We start from the raw sequence: 18249 nt of genomic DNA, 5'->3' as shown, positions 1-18249 counted from the left end.
GGGTCGTGGCTACCCAGGGGAGGCGGGTATGGCTTTGGCTGCTGTGCCGGACACTTTGTGTGACGGCTTGGAAGGATTGGCCACGACCAGCCTGCCAGCCAATCCCAGACCAGCCACAACCATTAGAGAGACGCGGCATGATCGCCGGATTAAGGACACGACGGCGCGGTTATCTGCTGGGTTTGACGTATCCGGCAGCGCCTGCAGGCCCAGCTGCTCGAATACTTCCCGGCTCTGGAGCGTGCCTTCGACTACAGCCGTTCCAAAGCCGCCCTGCGGCCCAGCACCTCGGAGAGCTGATCGTCGCCGCCCTCGCCCGGGAAATCCTGACCCTGAACGAGGAACTGGCCGACCTAGACGCCTTGATCAGCGAAAAAGTCACCGAACACCGGCACACCCCGTCCCTGCTCAGCATGCCCGCTTTCGGACCCGTCCTCGCCGCTGAGTTCCTCGGCGCCACCGGCGGAGACCTGACCGTCTTTGAAACCGCGGACCGGTTCGCCGGCGTCGCCGGACTCGCCCCCGCACCCAGGGACTCCGGCCGGATCACCGGCAACCACCACCGGCCCCGCCGCTACGACCGGCGGCTGCTGCGGGTGTTCTATCTCTCCGGGCTCTCGGCGCTGAAAGGCTGCCCCGCCTCGCGGACCTACTACGACCGCAAACGCACCGAAGGGAAAACCCACATCCAGGCCATGCTCTCCCTGGCCCGGCGCCGACTGAATGTCCTGTGGCCCATGCTCCGCGACGGCACCACCTACACCCCGGTCACGGGTCCGCCCGCCCGCCTGGCTGCGTGAGCCGACCCGGTACCCGGACACAAGGACGAGCACGGCGCGGAGCCACGCGCCCACGGTTTCGGCGGCCCTGACCGGGGCAGGTTCCGCAGGCACGTTGATGCCATAGACCGCCGCCGCCACCCACAGTTGGTAGCGGACTACCTCCCGGCGGGAAGATGAACCGGATTCCCCGCTGGCAGCAGCATCCCAAGTCCAAGCTCCACACTGATCCCCGTTCCGGCTGACCGCCACGGTCCTTGCCGCCGACAACAGGGCAGGGGACGGGTACGCCCGGATGGACACGCGCGAGGGCCGGCACTTTTCACGAGGTGAAGGGCTATGGGGAGTTTCACTGGCGAGGACAAGGGGGCGGGCTTAAAATGGCGTTGGCTGGGTAGGGATCGCGGGTTGCGTGGATCGTGCCGCAGATCGGAGTGCGTCATGCTGAGGACCCTGTTGTGTAAGTTGAACATGCGCCACGATTGGCACCCGGAGTTCACCGAGGATGGCGGCCGCTACAAGCGCTGCAGGCGTTGTGGTAAGGACGACGACCGTGGCGGTGGCGGGACCGGCGGGAGTGGGACTTGGGCTGGCATTGCCGGGATGGGATAAGCCGGCCAAGCGGTCTCCGGCCAAGGTCGCCGCGTTCACAACGAAAAGAGCTCCGCCCAGGCCCGGCTCCCCAACCTCTTCATTGGCAGAGGCGGTCGAGGGTTTCCTGGGCAGCCGATTCCATCTGCGTCTGGAGCAGGTCGGCGCGGCGTGCAGTTGCAGGGTCCTGCCAGGCCAGCGGCCGCAGTGCCATGGTCATCGTGATCTGGCTGCCGCCGTCGGCGCTCGTGATGGAAATACTCATGTAGCCGAATATGTGCCCTGCATGGCCGTAGCGGACGCCGCCGGAACATGCGTCAGGATACCGCTCTAGACCGAGTCCGTATTCCCAGAATTCGGTCTTCTTCTTCATTTCCTCAAGCATGGCGGGGGAAAGGAGCTGGCCGCGCAGGAGGGCCCGGTAGAAGGTGTTTAGGTCCTGCGTGGTGGAGATGACGCCGCCTGCGGGGGAGCCGACAAAGGCCTCGGGCTGGGTGACATCGACCCGTTCGCCGCCCTCAATGAGGTAGGCGTGGATGTTGTCCGGAGCCTGGCGGTCCGGTTCGGCCAGCGACGTGTGCTGAAGTCCCAGAGGTCCGAAGATGTCTTGATTAAGCACGTCGGCGACGGGCCGTCCGCGCAGCTTTTCGATCAGCTGGCCGAGAGCCAGGTAATTGGAGCTCGAGTAAGAAAAGCGGTCCACATTCTTGGCCTCCCAGGGGAGCGTGGCGGCCAGTTCGAGTCCTCGTTGCATGCTGAGCCGTGTGTTCGCAACCTGCTTCAGTGGTCCCGCCGCGTATTCTGAGTCGCCGAAATCGGGCATGCCTGAGTTATGGTTCAGCAACTGGCGGACGGTGATCGGTCCGGGCGGCCGCAGCGTGGTTCGGAAGCTCTCCAGGACACCGTTCACCGGGGCATCGAGCCCGATAAGTCCCTGGTCGACGAGTTTCAAGACTGAGACGGCGACCATCGACTTCGTGATGCTGGCAACGGATACCCGGTCCTGGGGCTGAGCCGGGTCCTTGCTAACCAGGTTTCGCACCCCGTAGGCCTTGGACCATTCGCCGCCAGGCCATCTCACCTGCACAACAAAGGCCGTCGCGCCGCCATCCATGAAGTGCTGGACCCTGCGTTCCAGAGAATCCGTCGCTGCCTGGATCGCGGCGACGCTCGGCGGAGCCGGCACGGGAGGGGCCCCCACGCAACCGCTCACAGCGAGAACCAAAGCCGCGGCGAAAGCTACGGCACCGAGCGGACGGAAAGGCGTCCGCCACCAAGCTGCCAAGGCACCCATGCCATCGTTTTACGCTCAAACGTGTCCAGTGGATAGGTCGGGCTCGTTAAGTCCCTCCCCAGACAGCCCGCTGACTATTGGATGCAGCAGCGGAGCCCCGACGCCCCGTGACTCTGCACTCAGCATCCAGCGCCGATCGCAGCTAAGGGGTCCCCGAACGGACTCTCTAGCCCGATTCCCATGGTTGTGCAGAACTTCCGCAGCGGGGACCGGCCCCACCTCGTTAAGTGCTGCCCCAAAGGACTTCGCTCCGCTCGGGCTGCACAAGCGTTTTTCTTCATTTTTGCCTGCTGCCCTGCGGATCATAGGTATCCGCTCCACCGGCTCAACCGTCCTGTGGACGGCAGCGCAGCTGCTGGGGGGGTCAGCGGCCGGTTTTGAGCGTTTCGCTTGCGAGAAGGACCTTTGTGATGGCGTCATTGCCAGCCTGGGATGGATGCGTGTAGTCAGCGGCAAGAAGAACACCGGCCGGGGAGCGCCCATCGGCCCCGTTAAATGCATGGTAGATATCGAGGCAGGCCGCCTTGATGGCCGCGGCCTCCTTACAAAGTGCAGTGTTCCAAGCATCCAGCGCGTACGCTGACTTCTCTGCAACCGCAGTGACTTTATCCGGATATTTGCTTGCGGCTTCCCATCCGATCCATGAGTTGTAGGAGTTGAGCACCCCCACGGAACTATTGGGTGACAGTTCACGGACGCGGGAAAGGATGGTCGTGGAAAGTGCACGCAACTCTTGGGTTTTGCTGTCCATGCACTCCGCAGTGGTGCCGGCCAGTCCGCTGACGAAAGCGGCGTCGTCGTCGCTTTCCTTGACGCTCTGACACGGCGAACCCCCTGAAGCGTATGGCGGCTGGTCGTTGAACCCGAAGGACAGAAGCACGACATCAGCTGTGCCCAACTCGGCTATGAGATTCTTGTCCACGCCCAGCTGCTTTGCGATGTCCTGTGTCTTGGCTCCGTCGTGACGCGACTTGTTCCGCACTGTCACTTCGCCCCTGCCCTCCGCCGCAAGCGCCTTGGCGAACGAGTCGGCGAAACCGGTGCAGCCGGGGCAGTCGTCGGGAGAGTTGAAAGGAATGGAATCGCCAATGACCAGAACTACCATCGGCTCGGTGGTGGGCGTTGGACCGCCGTCAGCGCTGCTGCTCGGTGCAGGACCGGCGCAGGAAGTCGTCGTTAGCAGAATTGCCAAGGCCATGAGGGCCGCACCCCGGATCGGACGCATGGACGAAGGGTATACCCGACGGACTCCAATGCCTAGGGCGCGAGTGACCTCCACTGGACACTCGCGACGTTCCGGCAGGCCGCATACTCCGTCAACCTTGGTCGGCAGTCGATTGCGGCCGTCTCCCTCATCTCAAATACCATCGACTAATGAGACAAGGCGGCCGCTTTCCCGGGGGCGCCAAAACTTCCCGGGCGACACGGACTGTCAATCGCCGCATAAGTGGCAAAGTTTTCGCAGCTAAGTTATGGCATTGCCGAAATCACCCAAAAGGCCCATTATGTGACCTACAGCGCGAAATTCAGAGCGGGCGGGGGCGGACATTGGTGATGCCGGGTTTCCCTTCGCTTGGCCGAGGAGATGATACGGCCGACCATCCGCGCGCCGGCCGCCCCGCGACGGAGCAGAACACCGTGGACGTTCTCGTCGATCTGGTTCTCGCTTCCCCCGGCCGCGCGGCGGCGTCCAGCGCTTTGCAGATCCTGCGCGACATGGCCAGAACCGGTGAGTTCGCCGCTATCACCGGTCTGTGTCGACTGATCGCTTCGGAGCTCGGGGTCGACCCGGGCGAAGCCGGTCTGACCGCCGCCGCGGACGTCAGCCAACTCGTCCACGCACCGGATGTGGCGCCGCTGATCCGCTTGTACGCTTTAGGTTTTCATCCTCAACTGTTGATTCTTGAGCCCGGCATCGGCGAGCTTGCCGAGCAGGCCGAGGAAACGCCGATTGACTCGTTTCAAGCCCTGGTCGAACGGCACGCCCCGATCGAATCAGAGATTCTCAAGGCATACTTGATCGCCGCCCACGTAAAAATCTACAGCGGATTCGGCGCCGACCTGTCCGCTGGCGCAAAGCTGGCCGCACTCGATCAGATCGTCAACAACGGCAAGGTTATTCCCGGCGACGCCACCGATTCGTCATTCGAGTTCGGCCGCGACGCCATCTTGTCGTGGCGGACCAACACTGGCCTGCTGTTTGTGATCTATCACGAGTTTGGCCACCACATCTTCAGTGCGTTCATGGCAGGGGACCGTGCGGACAGGGTGTCCGCGGATACCGAGACCTTGATCAAGCTCGCCCGAGCACTGCCCGCAATGCACTCCGCGGCGGTCGCCAGGGTCGGGCAACCGTTCGTGCCGGACGACTCTCGGATCCTGCGACTGCCGAACGGGCTGTCGATGATCTGCTCGGTCGAGCCGCATCCCGACGCGACCTACACTCACTATTCGCTAACCGATCGTGCGGGACCCATCGAGCGTGACACGGCCTTGGTCGTGGCGTGGTATTTGCTCACGGCAATCGGAGGGACGGCCGAACGCATCGCCGCGGCGATGTCGCCTCGTGGCGTTTTCCACTTTGGCGTAGTTGGCCTACCAGCGACGGCCCCAAGTCAGCTACTCTGGCTCCGGCTGGCCGGACGCTCGGACGCAAAAGGGCTCGATCTGGATGCCGGCGGGCGCATCGCAGCCGCCGAGCGTTGGTTCTCCGAACTCGTTGCGGCAGGCCGCATCGGTCATGCAGAGGCCGACATTCGCTATCTGCTCGGGGTGGCCAAGCGACCCACGATCTTTTACGGCGATCCCGCGGTGGTAGCGGCGGACCTCGACCTCTTGGCGGACATCGCGGACGCCGACCTGAAAGCCGTGCCGGAGGGCACCCGACTGGAACTCCTCAACGTCGGTGTCCGGTGCGGCCACCCACCAACGGTCGCCCGGCTCGGTCTGTCGGTGCCGGTCTATGACAGACACCAGCTTTCGCTCGCGGACCTGGGTGCCAGCATGCTGGTCTGGCGCGATGGCCTGACCCTCGGCCTGGTCGGTCCGGAGTCGGCTTCATTGCTCTCGGTGCTGCAGAAATTGCACGAGATGGGTTACCCGCTGGACGATGTCGTTACCGATGACGGTCAGACGCTCCTAACCGACGCCGCGGCGCGGAACGGAAGCCTGGTCGCCAGTCTGCTAAGAGTCGGCCTGGTCGTTGATCATCCGAACAGCGCCGGCCAAACGGCGCTCATGCGCGCGCTGCTGCTCAACCGGCTCGACATCGCCTGGCTTCTTCTCGACGCTGGTGCGGCGGCGACCTCCCGCGACAACATAGGCCGTCGCCCGCTGCACCATGCCGTCTGGTCTGGCAGTGTGGACGTCATCCGATTTCTGGTCAGGCACGGCGCCGACGTCAATGCTAGTAGCCACAATGGCGAAACCGCGCTGTTCTCGGCGCGATCCGCGGATACAGTCGTCGCCCTGCACGAGCTTGGCGGCCACCTCGACGCCCACGACAACAGCGGAACAACGGCGCTGATGGTCGCGGCTGGCCGCGCTGACTTGAACGTAGTTCAGGCCTTGCTCCAGGCGGGTGCCGACCCGGAGGCCGCAACCGATCTGGGCGCCGTGGCGCTGCACTTCGCTGCGCGATCCAACGAGGACGGCGCAGCCCCCGTCATCTCCGCGCTGCTGGACAGCGGAGCGAGCATCGACGAAGAAACAGACGACGGGATGACACCGTTGATGCTCGCTGCCGACGAGGCGAACACAGACGCCCTGTCCCGTTTGCTGGAGCGAGGGGCCAGCCTGGAAGGCGCCACCCGATCGGGCAACACCGCGTTGATCCTCGCCAGCGACGGCAGGACGGAGTCCGGCCGCGGAACCGCAACCGATCGAATGCTCTATTGCATTCGTAGCCTCGCCGGCGCTGGCGCAGACCTCAACGCGGTCAACGATAACGATGAGACCGCACTGCATTGGGCAGTTACCAGCTATTCCGCTGAGGCCGTCGAGGCGCTGTTGCAGCTGGGCGCAAACCCGAACGTCCGTAACAAGGATGGCAAGACCCCGCTGGGGATGGCCAGACAGCGTCAACAAGTCAAGATGATCGAGGACCTCGTCGCGGCCGGCGCAAAGGACGACGGTTGACCAGCGCGAGGCGACCAGCATCGGACAGCGACCGCATCGCCGCGGCAGTGCTGGCGCAGAACCCGTCGGCGACCGGAACCTTGCTTTTGCGCCGGCTCGGTCTGCGCGAATTGACCGACGAGCTCAAGGATCTCGCGGGCGACCTGCGACACCTGGACGTAAGCAGTAACCGTCTTGTCAAGCTGCCGGATTGGTTCCGGGAGCTTTTGAGTGGCCTAGAGACATTGGTGTTGGCTGGGAACCGGCTCCGGCAGCTGGATCCCGGAGTCGGCGGGCTGACTGGGTTGCGCGATCTCGACCTGTCCGACAACCGGCTCGACGGACTGCCCGATGAACTCGCAATGTGCGTCGCGCTACGCCGGATCGACCTGTCCGGGAACAACTTGCACGACATCGATGTCGTCTGCCAACTGCCGTCGCTCATCGCTGTCGATGCGGCCAACAACGTGATCAGTTCTTTGGACCATCTGCCCAGTCCGCACACGTTGAAGGCCTTGGACCTAAGTAATAACGATTTGTCGACGTTGCCGGACTCGTTTCAGCACGCTCGTTGCCTGCGCAGGCTCGACCTGTCGGTAAATCACTTAACCGCCGACCAGTTGCGAGCCCTGAACGGGCTGCCCCTCGTCGAACTCTATCTCGACGGTAACCTCGTCGACCGCGCACTTGACGATATCGACCTGCCCGCGCTACAGCGCTTTTCGGCACTAAATAGCCCGATCGGCCAGGTTGCACCGCCGCCAGGGAGTGTGGAGGCAACGATGACGTCCTCGGAGGCCGCCGATCTGTTGTTGGGTTCCATCCGCGGCGAGGCCGACCCCGACCGGCGCTACTACGATTCCCCGACATTCCGCACGCCGATGGAGTTGTCGGTGGCGGGAACCTCCGATGCGCGCCGGGTCCTCGACCTATACTACAAACAATTCCACGGGCTTGACGCGGCGGTGCTCTTCGGCGATGGAACCACGATTAATCTGAGAGACCTGAACCGCAGTACGGCGTTAGACTTTGTCGACCAGCTACGGTCGATCGGCGACCAATCGACGACGGTCACGCTGTCGGCTACGAAGAATCGTGACGTCGCAAACCGGGGAGCCGCGTTTCTGGCCGGAGCGATCGGCCGAGTCGGCAGCGCCCGGCTAACAGATGTCGAACTGCCGGGCCATAGCACTTCGGGTTTCGAACAGGCGGACCTTCCTCAAACAGCACGAGTCCTGAATGTCGCGCTGGGCGACAATCAACGCCGGGTGCTGCCCTCGAATCGCTGGCTCGGGCAGGGCGGTGGTTACACCGTTCGGATCGACATCGGCAAATTGGCCGACGACACCATCGTGGTTAACCCGCAACCGATCCGCGATGAGTTGCTGGACGTCGCGACCGACCATGGGTACTGGTTCGACGTCGTCGTCACCAGCACGGACATCGACGTCGCGGCCACCATTCACCGGCTCTTCCTGCCGGCGGTTGGCGATAGTTTCGTCTGCCCCTGTGACGGTCCCGAACACGTCTGCGCGCCGGCGGAACGAAGACCGTACCTTTGGGTGCCCATCCGCACCCGCGAGCAAGTGGGGCGGGCAATGCTTCGGTGCACGGTATACAACGGCAACAACGCGATTCAGTCGGTTCGCACCGAATTCATTGTGGGGCCGTACGACGTCCGCGCCAGGATCCGCGGAGTGCTGGACTATGCCCTCGCCGAGGATGCCGTGCGCGGAGTCGACCTCCCCAGCCGGGACCTGAATGTTTTAACGAACGACTACGAAGGCACCCACAAGATCCTGGTGAAGGGTGCAGACCGTGCGATCGCCGTAGACGTGACAGAGATGTCAGCGAAACAGATACTGGATCCGATTCGCGAAACGCTCAAGCTGATCACCCTGGGTTCCAGCGGGAGTAGCTCGCAGTTCGACGAAAACAACGCGAAGCGCACCGACGCCTTCGTTCTCGATCTGCGCCGGCTGGCCCAGCTGGGGGCGACGCTATGGGCGAAATTGGTGCCCGACCGTGATGACCGGCGATTTTTGCGTGAACATCTGCCCAATCAGGCCAACATTCAAATCATCAGGGTGACCTCCACGCCGTTTCCGTGGTCAGCCGTCTATGACATTCCAAGGGAGCTGCAGGCCGAGTGGAAATTGTGCCCGTTGCTTGCCGACTGGCCCACCGGTTCTGAGCTGCTCGCGGGGTATCCAGCGGCGTGTCCGTATTCCCACCTGCACATGGTTAACACGCTATGCCCGTTCGGATTCTGGGGCTTTCGGCACCTGATCGAGCAACCGCCAACCGTGCGCAAAGGCACCTTGGCGATGGGAATCAAGTTCTTGGGTCCAGCGCAGGCCGCGGTAGGGCTGAGCCGCCGGCTCGACCAGAACATCACATCCGCCCACCTCGACGACCTGACCCGATGTTTCACCAGCATGTTCAACCTGGTCGAGTGCGAATCAAAGGTGCTGCTGCGGACCGCGTTCGCCACTCCGGCCCTTCCCTTGGTGTACTTCTACTGTCACGGCCGTCGCACGCAGCAGGGCGACACCACGCTAATGGTCCCGGCACTGGAGCTCGGATGGGCGGAGCTGATCGGGCCGGGTGATTTCGGCGTTTGGGACGAGAGTGACAATTGGGGACCGGGTCATTGGGGCGTCACGGCACCGCTGGTGTTCATAAATGGCTGCGAGACCGCCGATCTGGACCCGGAGGATGTGGTGGATTTCGTGGACGCCCTTGCCGGGGTTCATGTCGCGGGTGTGATCGGCACCGAGATTCCGGTGGTGCAGTCGGTCGCGGGCGAGATCGCGCTTCGCTTCTATAAGGCATTCACGGGCGCCGATAAGGTGTCCGTCGGTACCGCGTTGCGCCGGATGCGTTTCGACATGCTTCGCAAGGGGAACGTGGCTGGCCTGGTCTACACGCCATTCTGCTCGTCGGATCTGTTCCTCGAAAAACGAGACGTTTAATAATGAAAATGGAGGGTGGCACATGAACGTAGCTGCGGTAGGCGCGGTCGTCTTCGGACTGGTGATCGGGTGGATCACGTATCGCACGCTGGTGCGACGAGCGGATGGCGTGTCGCTCTCCGACATCGCCACCGTGATCGGAGCGGTGGGCGGGGCAGCCGTAGTCGGGTTGTTCAAGGAACCGGACATGTTCGCCTGGTATTCGATTGGCCTCGCGGTCGGCTTCTTCGTCTACCTGATCCTTTTTGCCATTCTTAATGGAAAGAAAACGCTCTCGACTGTGATGGGCGACGGACAGAAGCCGGTCAAGATTGATCCGTGAGGTCGCGGGGGCGGAAGCTGCGGGCACTGCTGATGCAATTTATCTGACAGTGCTGCGGTGCTTGCGTCCATTGCAACACCTGATCTCTTGGAACGTCAGCGGTGCCAAAAGGGTGCCGCGAGGATAATTGGGCGCTTGCTGGGGCCATCCGGGCGCACCGTCATCCGGACGTGCGCCCGGGTGACGGTGCGCCGTCCGGACGTGCGTGAGGTCGCCGTGAGAGGGTCGCCCGCCGGGACATCACTTCTGGCCTTCAGCCTTTCTGGCCTGCCCTACTTATCGCTGGGCGGCTCCATTCCTGAATGACCAGACCGAGAAAATGTCCGGCGAAGTAGGACAGACGGGACACGAACTGGATTAAGTTCTAGTAACTGCTGTCTCGAAAAGGAATAGTTTTATAAGACAGTCGAGCAGGCCCAGGTCGGGAAGGCATCTCAAATACGATCGATTATTGAGACGGTCGGGCCGCTTTTGAGGTGATATGAGGAATGTCGAGGATCCCGCGGTTCGACACACCCCTCAAGAGTCTCAGAATGCCGTCCAATAACAGGTAGTCTCACAACGGCAAATTGATCGGCATTAAGAGAACACGGGGACGCCCATGGCGGTGATCGGGTACGCGAGGGTTTCCACCTCTGAACAGAACCTCGATCTGCAGCTCACTGCACTCAAGGCCGCCGGCGCAGACCTTCGCCGACAACGGCGTTAGCGGATCCACAGTCGAACGCCCTCAGCTGTCCAAAGCTCTGGACCGGCTGGAGACCGGCGACGTACTCACCGTGTGGAAGCTCGACCGCCTGGGCCGCAACACCCGTCACGTCCTGGACCTCATCGAAAGCATCAGGGAACAGGGAGCAGGTTTCCGTTCCCTCACCGAAGGACTGGACACGACCGGGCCCATGGGCACGGCGATGCTGACGATCATGGCCGCCTTCGCGCAGCTGGAGCGCGACACGATGATCGAACGCACCAGGGCCGGACTCGCAGCGGCCGCGGCCAACAACCGCCACGGCGGAAGGCCACGCAAAGTCGACGACGCTGCCGCTGCCCGGGCCAAAGAGCTCAAAGGCAAAGGCATCAGTGCCTCCGACATCGGCAAGATGCTCGGAGTCTCCCGCGCCACGGTCTACCGATACCTCTTATAGACCAAGAGGTTGTACGGATAGGGGAGATGTCAGCGGATCCTACCCAGAGAAGTGTTCGTAGGGCAGTTCTTCACCGGGCTGCTCAATGCGCCAATAGCTAGTGAAGCGCGGTATTCGTATTCTTCGGTGTGCAGCCGTGAACTCCGAGTCAATGGCATGGATGACTTCCGGGAGCTCCCAACCGGCGATAGTTTCCGGGGCCTGGTCCTTCAGCCAGGTCCGCAGGCGCTCCAGAATTGGTTGCGTTGCAAGTTCAAGAATTCCTTCCATCGCACCGATCAGGTTGGCGAAGCGTTCGGCCACGGCTAATGGCATCGATTGGATGACAGACACACCTACGACATCGACTCCTTGCCCCTCGGCATCCAGGATCGCAACAGGCAGCGGCATGACCAGATTTGATTGCGAGTGCGCAATGGTGGTGTTGCGATACTTTCGAATGATGTCGTGCACCGCTTGAAGGGCGGCCGGAACGGCTGGGATGCCCGGCATCTCGTCGAGTCGCCTGCGAACATTAGAAACGATGAAGGGGCGAATATACGCCGTGACGGCATGCGATGTAAGTGGCATCCACAGCTCTGATTCCTCACCCGCGCTTAAGGCGCATGCAAGGGCGTGCGAGGCTTCCGAAAGGTCGTTGGCGTGGCTGGTGAGGTCCACCAACAGTCTTGTATCGGCGGTGTCCGGCAGAACCGCGATGGGCGGCCGAGGGATAGTCAAGGGAGTTGCTGCTCCTCTTCTCTGGATTGATGTCGCTTTCCATAGCCCAAACAACCTGTAGAACGCCGGCAGCAGCCGTTCAGTTCTCAACGCCGCCGTCCAGCCGACTTCCTGGGACGCCCCCATCCCTATGGTCGTGAGATGTTAGTGGTGTAGCAGTGGGGCACCTTTACCGGGCAGTTTTGCGAGCAGGTCTTACGGGAGTCGACCGGCCTCGGAAACGCGGCGATCGTGATCTGAAAAATGATGGGTGGCGCTTGCGCCGATGGGGGGACCGGCTTACGGGCACTGTAATGCTCTCAGGGGACGCCGAGGGCGGTTCCTGGACAGTTACGAGGAGTTCGAACTCGACGACGGTTCGACGGGCGGCGCCGAATCGGGAAGCGCCAGGCGTCCCCCGTTGCTAGGAAGGTGTGCAGCAGGCGAGCCTGCTGAACGCCCTCTGCTTCAGTGGGCAGTGTTTTCTCGTCGCGTCAATTGCGGGCCACCGGAATCTCAACGCACCGATCCTCACCATCATTGGCGCTGTCGCGTCGGTCTTGTGTATCTGCCGATCTCGGAAATGGGACCGCTCGTAGGGAACGCTTCCTGTTGGTTGCGCGAGCGACCTGGGGCAGATCCCGCTGCACGCCGGCCACGGCAGTGGGTGCTACCCGGTCCTACAGGGTTATTCGGAGACCGTTGTATTGCATTAGCATATGAGCTAGCATGTCCTACATAAAGCTAGACAGTTGTAGTATCCCTTCTAGAACAACAAAGGACACGTTATTATGACCGAGTACACAGTCGATATCCTCAGCCGGGCACTTGCCGCTGCTGCCGAGGCGTTTCTCACTACGATACGCGGCGACGAGGACGAGGACTCCAATTCCGTGACCCGCTCCGAGGACGTTACATGGGCACCCGCGGCAGCCGAGCCGACCTTGTTCGACCCGCTGACCGACCCGCTCCCGATGAAGGCCACACCGGACCGAGAGGCGGACCAGAAGTTCCAGGACATGTGCTCGCTGGTCTATATCGGCAGCATTGGTCGGTTCTACGCCGAGACGGGCGAGGGCGCCGGCGCCGAGGAAATCCGCCGATTCGCCCTTAAGGCTGGATATAGGAACGGTCGCGCCGTGAACGGTTGGAGTTCTCGACCCGGCAGCATCCGTGCGGTGGAGGTGATAGACGGCAAGCGATATGTCAATCAGACCGCCGCGAACTGGCTTCCCAAGCTGGAACGCGCCCTCGGCGTGAAGATCAACGGCGACATCCGGTGGGTCGAGGTCGATGACGAAGGGAACGTAACCTTTCCGTAGTTCCCCGACCGCGTTCGGCCCGTGACTTCTGACACGTGGCCTCTCGTTAGCCTTCGGGGGAGAGGCGTAACGCACGGTGTCGCGCTTCAGTTCCCTGTGGATCTTGCTCAACGAGGGTGGCTTGCTTTAAGGAGCGGCGCGACCATGACGTCGCCAGGCTGCGGCAGTCTCGCCACAGGCCGTCGCGACCGAGGAGACGGCCGTCGCAACCGTTCTCACGGCCCCCGTGACCGAGTCGGGAACTCTTGAGCACCTGCTCGCCGCCTCGCCCCAGGCATCATGAACCGCAGGGTCCGGCAGAAAGCGAATCGCCCGCTTTCCGAGGGCAATGAGCGTGGTCACGTCGACCAGAGGTCGAGAAATGTAGAGGCGAGTCATGTGAACCTTTCTTCAGAGGAGTAGCCGAGAGGCAGGTTGGTCGGGCAGGTAGGTGCCGAATCGAATGTCAGCGTTGCCATCGATTGCCCGCTCAGCTAGCGGCCCGGACTTCAGTGCGGAGATCGGGGAGGTACTTCACCGTCGTCGCGGCGAAGCGAAGCGCCTTGCTGAGATGGTCGGCGTGGCTGATGACGTGGAGATTGGCGTGCGCAGCGAGCGGGATGAATGCGTGATCCCCGCTGACGACAACGATGTCCGTGCCGCCGCAGCGGATGAAATGGCGCGCTGCCTCGCAAAGAGCATTGTCGGCAGCATCGGGTTCTGTCTTGACAAGTGTCAGCCCCCAATGTTGGAGGCTGACGAGGTCCGTGTAGGGGCGCAGTACGTTGATGCCCGTTGCCACGCGAACGGGCATTCCGGAGACGTGTGTGCCGATGGCGCTCAGGAGCACCTGCATTTGGGCCTGCGAGACGTGACCATCACGCAAGATTGCGACGTTCTCAAGATCTACGATCGCGGCGAACCGCCCGTGCTCGCTCGGGAGGGACTTCAGCCTTGACCCCGTAACGTCTCTGTTCCTCATCACTGTCGCCATTAATGGCCTCTCCTTACTAGCATTCTCAATGTGCAAGATAAATCGTAAGAGCAGACTAACACGCCTTCCTTATTAGCGACACGTATGCGCAGGATAGGATGTGACCATGACACCCCATGATGTAGTTGCCGACGCTCCGCGGCTTCTCCGCTTCCAGAATGAGGTTGCCTACCTCGATCGGATGTGGCCGCCGGATGATGAGATGCGTGCGGACACCGAATTGTTGGGCTCGAAAGTGGGCACCTTGATCGTCGCCTGGCTTTGGCCAACCGAAGACTACCGACCAGATTCCGATCCGTTCGACGCCGCCTTGCGAGAGGACCAGGAGCTGTGGAAGAGAGCAATCAAAAACCAGCATTCAGCCGGTGCTGATGATGCTCTCGAAGCAGCGAGTCGCGCGGTCGATCGCTGCCGTGAAAGCCGGCGCCACATTGCCGCTAGACGCTTCGAATGGATCATTGAGTCGACAGCCCGGGAAGTCAGCTGCTCCGTGGAAGACGCCAAGACCCACCTCATGTGGTCCGTCCCCCTGTCTCAACTGGAACTGGAGCGACTGCTGGACGGGCTCACTCCCTTCCCGTTCTATGTCATTGTCAGACTTTGCGAGGCACTTCGGTTGGAGTTCACGGATGGTTGGGTCCTCGACGATCCGCGACTCTTGGCGCGTCGTATCGAACTGTCGGTGCGTGCCAGCGAGATCGCTAGTCACCTGCGTCTTCTCACGCTGGACAATCTGACAAGTGTGGAGAGAAGGCTTCCACGAGGAACCGTTGATGCTGGACAGCCGCAGGATCTTGATTCCTATCGCGCTCCAGAGCGTGGTGGCCGATACTCTTCGCTCTATGAGGTACTCGCTGCCGACGAGCGGGATCGCCCTGAGTACACGTTGGCCGAAATTGACCGACTTCTTCTTGGCGCCGGGGAGCTGGGCTTGCCCGATAGCGCGCGGAAGAGCAGATCCTGGTGGGCGGGAAGCGGCGTAAAGAGTGAAGGTCGCCCTCAGGTCAGCGCATGGTGGGGGGCTGGCTACCGGGTTGAACATGTCTCAACCGACTCCGTGACTGACGAAGTCGTGTCCATCAAATTCCAGGCGCTTCCCGGGCGGGCCGAGTGGCTTGCCGACCCGGAGCGAACCTTGCGGAGGGAGTATCGGCCCCCCGGCGACAAAGTCCGGATCTATCCGGATCTGGCGACCCTCAGAGAGGACCGCCAGGCAGACCTTGACGAGAGGGTTTCGGCACTCGCGTCTCGATTCGACTTCGAGGGCTTCCGAAAAGGGATCTCGCCGGTTCTCGAGAACCTCGCCGCCTGGCGTCGGTCGTACGTGCCTGACGATCCCGATGTGCGGGACCTAACTGCGTTCCTCGAAAGCGTCGGCGAGGCTGACCGCTTTCAGATCGAGCGCCACTTCAGTCAGGTGCGGAACGAATCCTTCGACGCGGCGTGGTTAACGAACCTACTGACGAAAGCCAGACGTCAAGGCTGGACTATCAACAAGGGCACGCGGAAGCAGCCGCGGTGGGCCGCGATCCGGTTCAGAGCCTTGCTGATAAAAGAAATCGCCAAGAATCTCAGGCTGGAGCCTCCCGCTATAGGTCCGAAGGATGCCGTTCCGGTGGAATTTCTTCGCCGTGTGGCGGTCGCGGAGACCGTCGATCTACCTTCCACGGATTCTTCTGCCGCACAGGTCGCTCGTAGGATCATTGAGTCGAAGGGTGGCGCTTGGCAACCAGGGTTCGAGTCGGCGGACGAATCTGTCACCAGTCTGGGTCTGAAGGCGGTTCAGGATGCGATCGGCATGCGAATGCCTCCTGAGGATGAGATCGTCGTCATTGCCTGACTGGCTGTTGGGCCATCAGTTTGGGGGCGGTGAGGTCACAGATTGGGGCAATCGGCAACTCCGTGGAGCAAACAGGGACGACATCATTGCGTCCGTGGGTGTGATCCAAAGGATAGGAGCTCGGATTCTAGAGCGGCTGGAATCGCTTCTGCAAGCTGGGATTCTAGTGGGCTGTGAGGCGGGAATCTAGGCGGCTAAGAAAATTGGGCATCTCGCGATAGTTCCGGGCCTCGGCCCGTACCGCCGAGCCAGTAAAGAGCTACGTCGACATCTCTGGCTGACCAATTGTGTCCGTGCCGGCTGGCAGTCGAGCGAAGGAGTTCTACTAGTTCCATGTAGCGTGAATAGCGGCCGGGTGCGGGAGAGAGGGTGTGGCCTAAGGTTTCCAGCCCGGTTTGGGCCCGTCGATCGTAGACCGCCATACGCTCGGGTGCTGCGGCCAGCAGCAGGGCCGAAGCCAGCGCGTCTCCGCGAGAGAAGCCTGGTAGCGGCGACAGTGCACTGCGGCCGGCGGCTGCCGCCATAGGTACTGGCAGTGAATCGTCGCTTACGGCGGACACAGCCTTCTTCGTTAACTCTCGTATGCCCTGCTCAGTCATGGTCATTAGACCGCGGACCCAGGTTGTGTCCGCGCGGAGGCGTTTCCAGAACAGAAGAGCGCCGATATCCGCCTTGCCGATGCTCCCCGTGACGCGGATGCGGTGTGCAACTTCATTGAGCACTTCATCGTATGCCGGAGAAGTGGCCGCCTTGTAAGCGGCATGGGCTTCACGAAGGGTTTCCCAAGCCCGCGGATCGTCCATGAATTCGGATGCTTCGCCGGTGTTGTCCATAGTTGGGAGCATGCCACAAGCCGGCACCGCCAACGGCCAACGCCACTGTCCGTTTCAACAAGGTGCTAAGGAAACAGGACTGGACGCACGTCTCGGCATGCAGCGGTCGCCGCGAAGACAACTTTGGAAAACGACACCGTCCGTACCGAAAGTTACAGCTGCGACCGGCTGATCAGGCAGAGAGTTTTAGGACAACTTAGGGGACAGCCACATTACGCGGTACCTACGGGTTCTGGATGCGCGGGCGTGTGTCCTATCCGCACCGTCCCGGTTCTAAGGAACTGGGACGACTACCTTTGGGGCCCGGGCGGAGGGCTCAGGTGTCGAGGAAGTCCCATTCCGCACCTAGGACCCACCTCAGCGCTGAGAGCTTTCCGTTGAGCATTCCCCACTCAAAATCGGTATAGGGGCCCAGGGTCTCACCGTATTCGGCTTCAATTTGCGCCATAGGGGGCCCGGTCACTTCGGTGTACCTGGCCAGGCCTTGGGTGTCCTCGGCATCCTCAAGTTCATGGATGCGGTTCAACTTCCGCTGGTACCAAATCCGGTCAAATAGTTCATGCTCCCATTTTGGATTTCAACTAGCAGACGGGGATTCTCAACAAAGTCCGACTCATCCAGCATCTCGTTCAAATCATCGCCAAAGTGACCCTGCAACGTCGACTCGAGGCCATCGAAGCCAACGGCGTACATCGACCCTTTGGGAGCGAATGCAGACTCAAGATCCTTGTGGGGTTGCCGCTTGTCGCCACTGTCCCGGGAGAAGTCGCTGGAGTTGCTCGTCACGAAGGCGTGAGGATCCTCGGCGAGATCAGCCACCTCGGTCGTGGAAATATACAGCTCGATAAGAAGTGCGTCCGCAACGCTGTTCCGCGAACGATGAAAAGGGGCCTTCTTATCCAAGCCCCTCTGGACGACTCGGCCGTTTTCAGCGCTAGTGGGTTCCAGTCGAATGCCGGCCTGAAGCAGCTCAAAGATGTCTTCGAAATTCCGGGTGGTCATGGCTCCGATGAGAGGAATATGGTGTGCCAGGCCATCGAGGGCGTTGAGGGACGGTTCCAAGTCCTCGCTGTCGTAGGTCGTTCCAATATCTGTCCGTAGGAGGCGAAAACGATCTGCTACTCGGGTCGTCATTGCTTGCTCAGCACGAGGACGATTCCGCTCAAATTCTTCTATGACCACTTCGGGTACAAGAAGCCGGAGATCGCCCTGGCGGACGAACTGACGTAAGGTGACGATCCATTTCTGGCCATCACGTCGGGCCGCGAGATCAAGCCAGGTCGAAGTATCAACGAAGAGGTTCAGCACGGCCCCACAATAGCGGTTGGGAGACCGGCAGGGGCACGCTCACCTGTGATTT

13 protein-coding genes and 2 pseudogenes are annotated in these 18249 nt (G+C 61.7%); 8 read left to right on the top strand and 7 right to left on the bottom strand.

The features are described 5' to 3' along the window. Positions 1–281: 281 nt before the first annotated feature. A pseudogene (locus AC1DXI_RS04155) lies at positions 282–800 on the top strand (transposase); the annotation flags it as partial. A 670-nt stretch (positions 801–1470) separates the two neighbouring features. Here the strand turns inward: AC1DXI_RS04155 and AC1DXI_RS04150 are convergent. Next, a complete protein-coding gene (locus tag AC1DXI_RS04150) occupies positions 1471–2556 on the bottom strand; it encodes a serine hydrolase domain-containing protein (protein ID WP_476937564.1) in 1086 nt (361 codons plus the stop codon). A 472-nt stretch (positions 2557–3028) separates the two neighbouring features. Further along, the gene (locus AC1DXI_RS04145) at positions 3029–3889 is read right to left on the bottom strand and encodes an SGNH/GDSL hydrolase family protein (protein ID WP_476937563.1); all 861 of its coding nucleotides are present in this window, start codon (positions 3887–3889) and stop codon (positions 3029–3031) included. 413 nt (positions 3890–4302) lie between these two features. Here AC1DXI_RS04145 and AC1DXI_RS04140 point away from each other — a divergent pair, with 413 nt between their 5' ends. From AC1DXI_RS04140 to AC1DXI_RS04120, 5 genes and pseudogenes are all read left to right on the top strand, one after another. After that, positions 4303–6801 carry an ankyrin repeat domain-containing protein gene (locus AC1DXI_RS04140; RefSeq protein WP_476937562.1) on the top strand — a complete coding sequence of 833 codons (2499 nt, stop codon included), beginning with the start codon at positions 4303–4305 and terminating at the stop codon, positions 6799–6801. Further along, the gene (locus tag AC1DXI_RS04135) at positions 6798–9755 is read left to right on the top strand and encodes a leucine-rich repeat domain-containing protein (RefSeq protein WP_476937561.1); all 2958 of its coding nucleotides are present in this window, start codon (positions 6798–6800) and stop codon (positions 9753–9755) included. Before AC1DXI_RS04140 ends, AC1DXI_RS04135 begins: the two co-directional genes overlap by 4 nt. A 22-nt stretch (positions 9756–9777) precedes the next feature. Further along, the gene (locus tag AC1DXI_RS04130; RefSeq protein ID WP_476937560.1) at positions 9778–10077 is read left to right on the top strand and encodes a hypothetical protein; all 300 of its coding nucleotides are present in this window, start codon (positions 9778–9780) and stop codon (positions 10075–10077) included. A gap of 601 nt (positions 10078–10678) precedes the next feature. Then, positions 10679–11024 (top strand): annotated as a pseudogene (locus AC1DXI_RS04125) (recombinase family protein); the annotation flags it as partial. Continuing rightward, a complete protein-coding gene (locus AC1DXI_RS04120) occupies positions 11001–11222 on the top strand; it encodes a helix-turn-helix domain-containing protein (protein ID WP_476937900.1) in 222 nt (73 codons plus the stop codon). The pseudogene AC1DXI_RS04125 and the gene AC1DXI_RS04120, both read left to right, overlap by 24 nt. Positions 11223–11261: 39 nt before the next feature. On the opposite strand, the gene AC1DXI_RS04115 is transcribed toward AC1DXI_RS04120, so the two are convergent. Then, on the bottom strand, positions 11262–11882 hold the full coding sequence (locus AC1DXI_RS04115) for a hypothetical protein (RefSeq protein ID WP_476937559.1): 621 nt from the start codon (positions 11880–11882) through the stop codon (positions 11262–11264). A gap of 830 nt (positions 11883–12712) precedes the next feature. Between AC1DXI_RS04115 and AC1DXI_RS04110 the strand changes: the two genes are divergently transcribed. After that, entirely contained in the window at positions 12713–13243 is a 531-nt protein-coding gene (locus AC1DXI_RS04110; protein WP_476937558.1) for a hypothetical protein, read from the top strand. Between the two features lie 469 nt (positions 13244–13712). Here AC1DXI_RS04110 and AC1DXI_RS04105 read toward each other — a convergent pair whose 3' ends face one another. Next, entirely contained in the window at positions 13713–14204 is a 492-nt protein-coding gene (locus AC1DXI_RS04105; RefSeq protein WP_476937557.1) for a hypothetical protein, read from the bottom strand. 118 nt (positions 14205–14322) lie between these two features. Between AC1DXI_RS04105 and AC1DXI_RS04100 the strand changes: the two genes are divergently transcribed. Then, positions 14323–16056 carry a DUF7662 domain-containing protein gene (locus tag AC1DXI_RS04100; RefSeq protein WP_476937556.1) on the top strand — a complete coding sequence of 578 codons (1734 nt, stop codon included), beginning with the start codon at positions 14323–14325 and terminating at the stop codon, positions 16054–16056. Between the two features lie 194 nt (positions 16057–16250). On the opposite strand, the gene AC1DXI_RS04095 is transcribed toward AC1DXI_RS04100, so the two are convergent. The 3 genes from AC1DXI_RS04095 to AC1DXI_RS04085 all read right to left on the bottom strand — a co-directional run bounded on the left by AC1DXI_RS04095 (position 16251) and on the right by AC1DXI_RS04085 (position 18197). After that, positions 16251–16889, bottom strand: a complete 639-nt coding sequence (locus tag AC1DXI_RS04095; protein WP_476937555.1) for a hypothetical protein — start codon at positions 16887–16889, stop codon at positions 16251–16253. A gap of 316 nt (positions 16890–17205) precedes the next feature. Beyond that, a complete protein-coding gene (locus AC1DXI_RS04090) occupies positions 17206–17415 on the bottom strand; it encodes a hypothetical protein (RefSeq protein ID WP_476937554.1) in 210 nt (69 codons plus the stop codon). After that, on the bottom strand, positions 17412–18197 hold the full coding sequence (locus AC1DXI_RS04085; protein WP_476937553.1) for a PIN domain-containing protein: 786 nt from the start codon (positions 18195–18197) through the stop codon (positions 17412–17414). The genes AC1DXI_RS04090 and AC1DXI_RS04085 overlap by 4 nt, the downstream gene beginning before the upstream one ends. Between the last annotated feature and the right edge of the window lie 52 nt (positions 18198–18249).

The organism is Arthrobacter sp. P1_H7, assembly GCF_056405215.1.
This window is presented reverse-complemented; position numbering and strand designations above follow the sequence as displayed.

What these genes read in the sequence shown, in the direction of transcription:
- AC1DXI_RS04145 (WP_476937563.1), bottom strand. Translation starts at nt 3,889, where the DNA reads ATGCGTCCGATCCGGGGTGCGGCCCTCATGGCCTTGGCAATTCTGCTA.
- AC1DXI_RS04130 (WP_476937560.1), top strand. Translation starts at nt 9,778, where the DNA reads ATGAACGTAGCTGCGGTAGGCGCGGTCGTCTTCGGACTGGTGATCGGG.
- AC1DXI_RS04120 (WP_476937900.1), top strand. Translation starts at nt 11,001, where the DNA reads ATGGCCGCCTTCGCGCAGCTGGAGCGCGACACGATGATCGAACGCACC.
- AC1DXI_RS04110 (WP_476937558.1), top strand. Translation starts at nt 12,713, where the DNA reads ATGACCGAGTACACAGTCGATATCCTCAGCCGGGCACTTGCCGCTGCT.
- AC1DXI_RS04105 (WP_476937557.1), bottom strand. Translation starts at nt 14,204, where the DNA reads ATGAGGAACAGAGACGTTACGGGGTCAAGGCTGAAGTCCCTCCCGAGC.
- AC1DXI_RS04100 (WP_476937556.1), top strand. Translation starts at nt 14,323, where the DNA reads ATGACACCCCATGATGTAGTTGCCGACGCTCCGCGGCTTCTCCGCTTC.
- AC1DXI_RS04095 (WP_476937555.1), bottom strand. Translation starts at nt 16,889, where the DNA reads ATGGACAACACCGGCGAAGCATCCGAATTCATGGACGATCCGCGGGCT.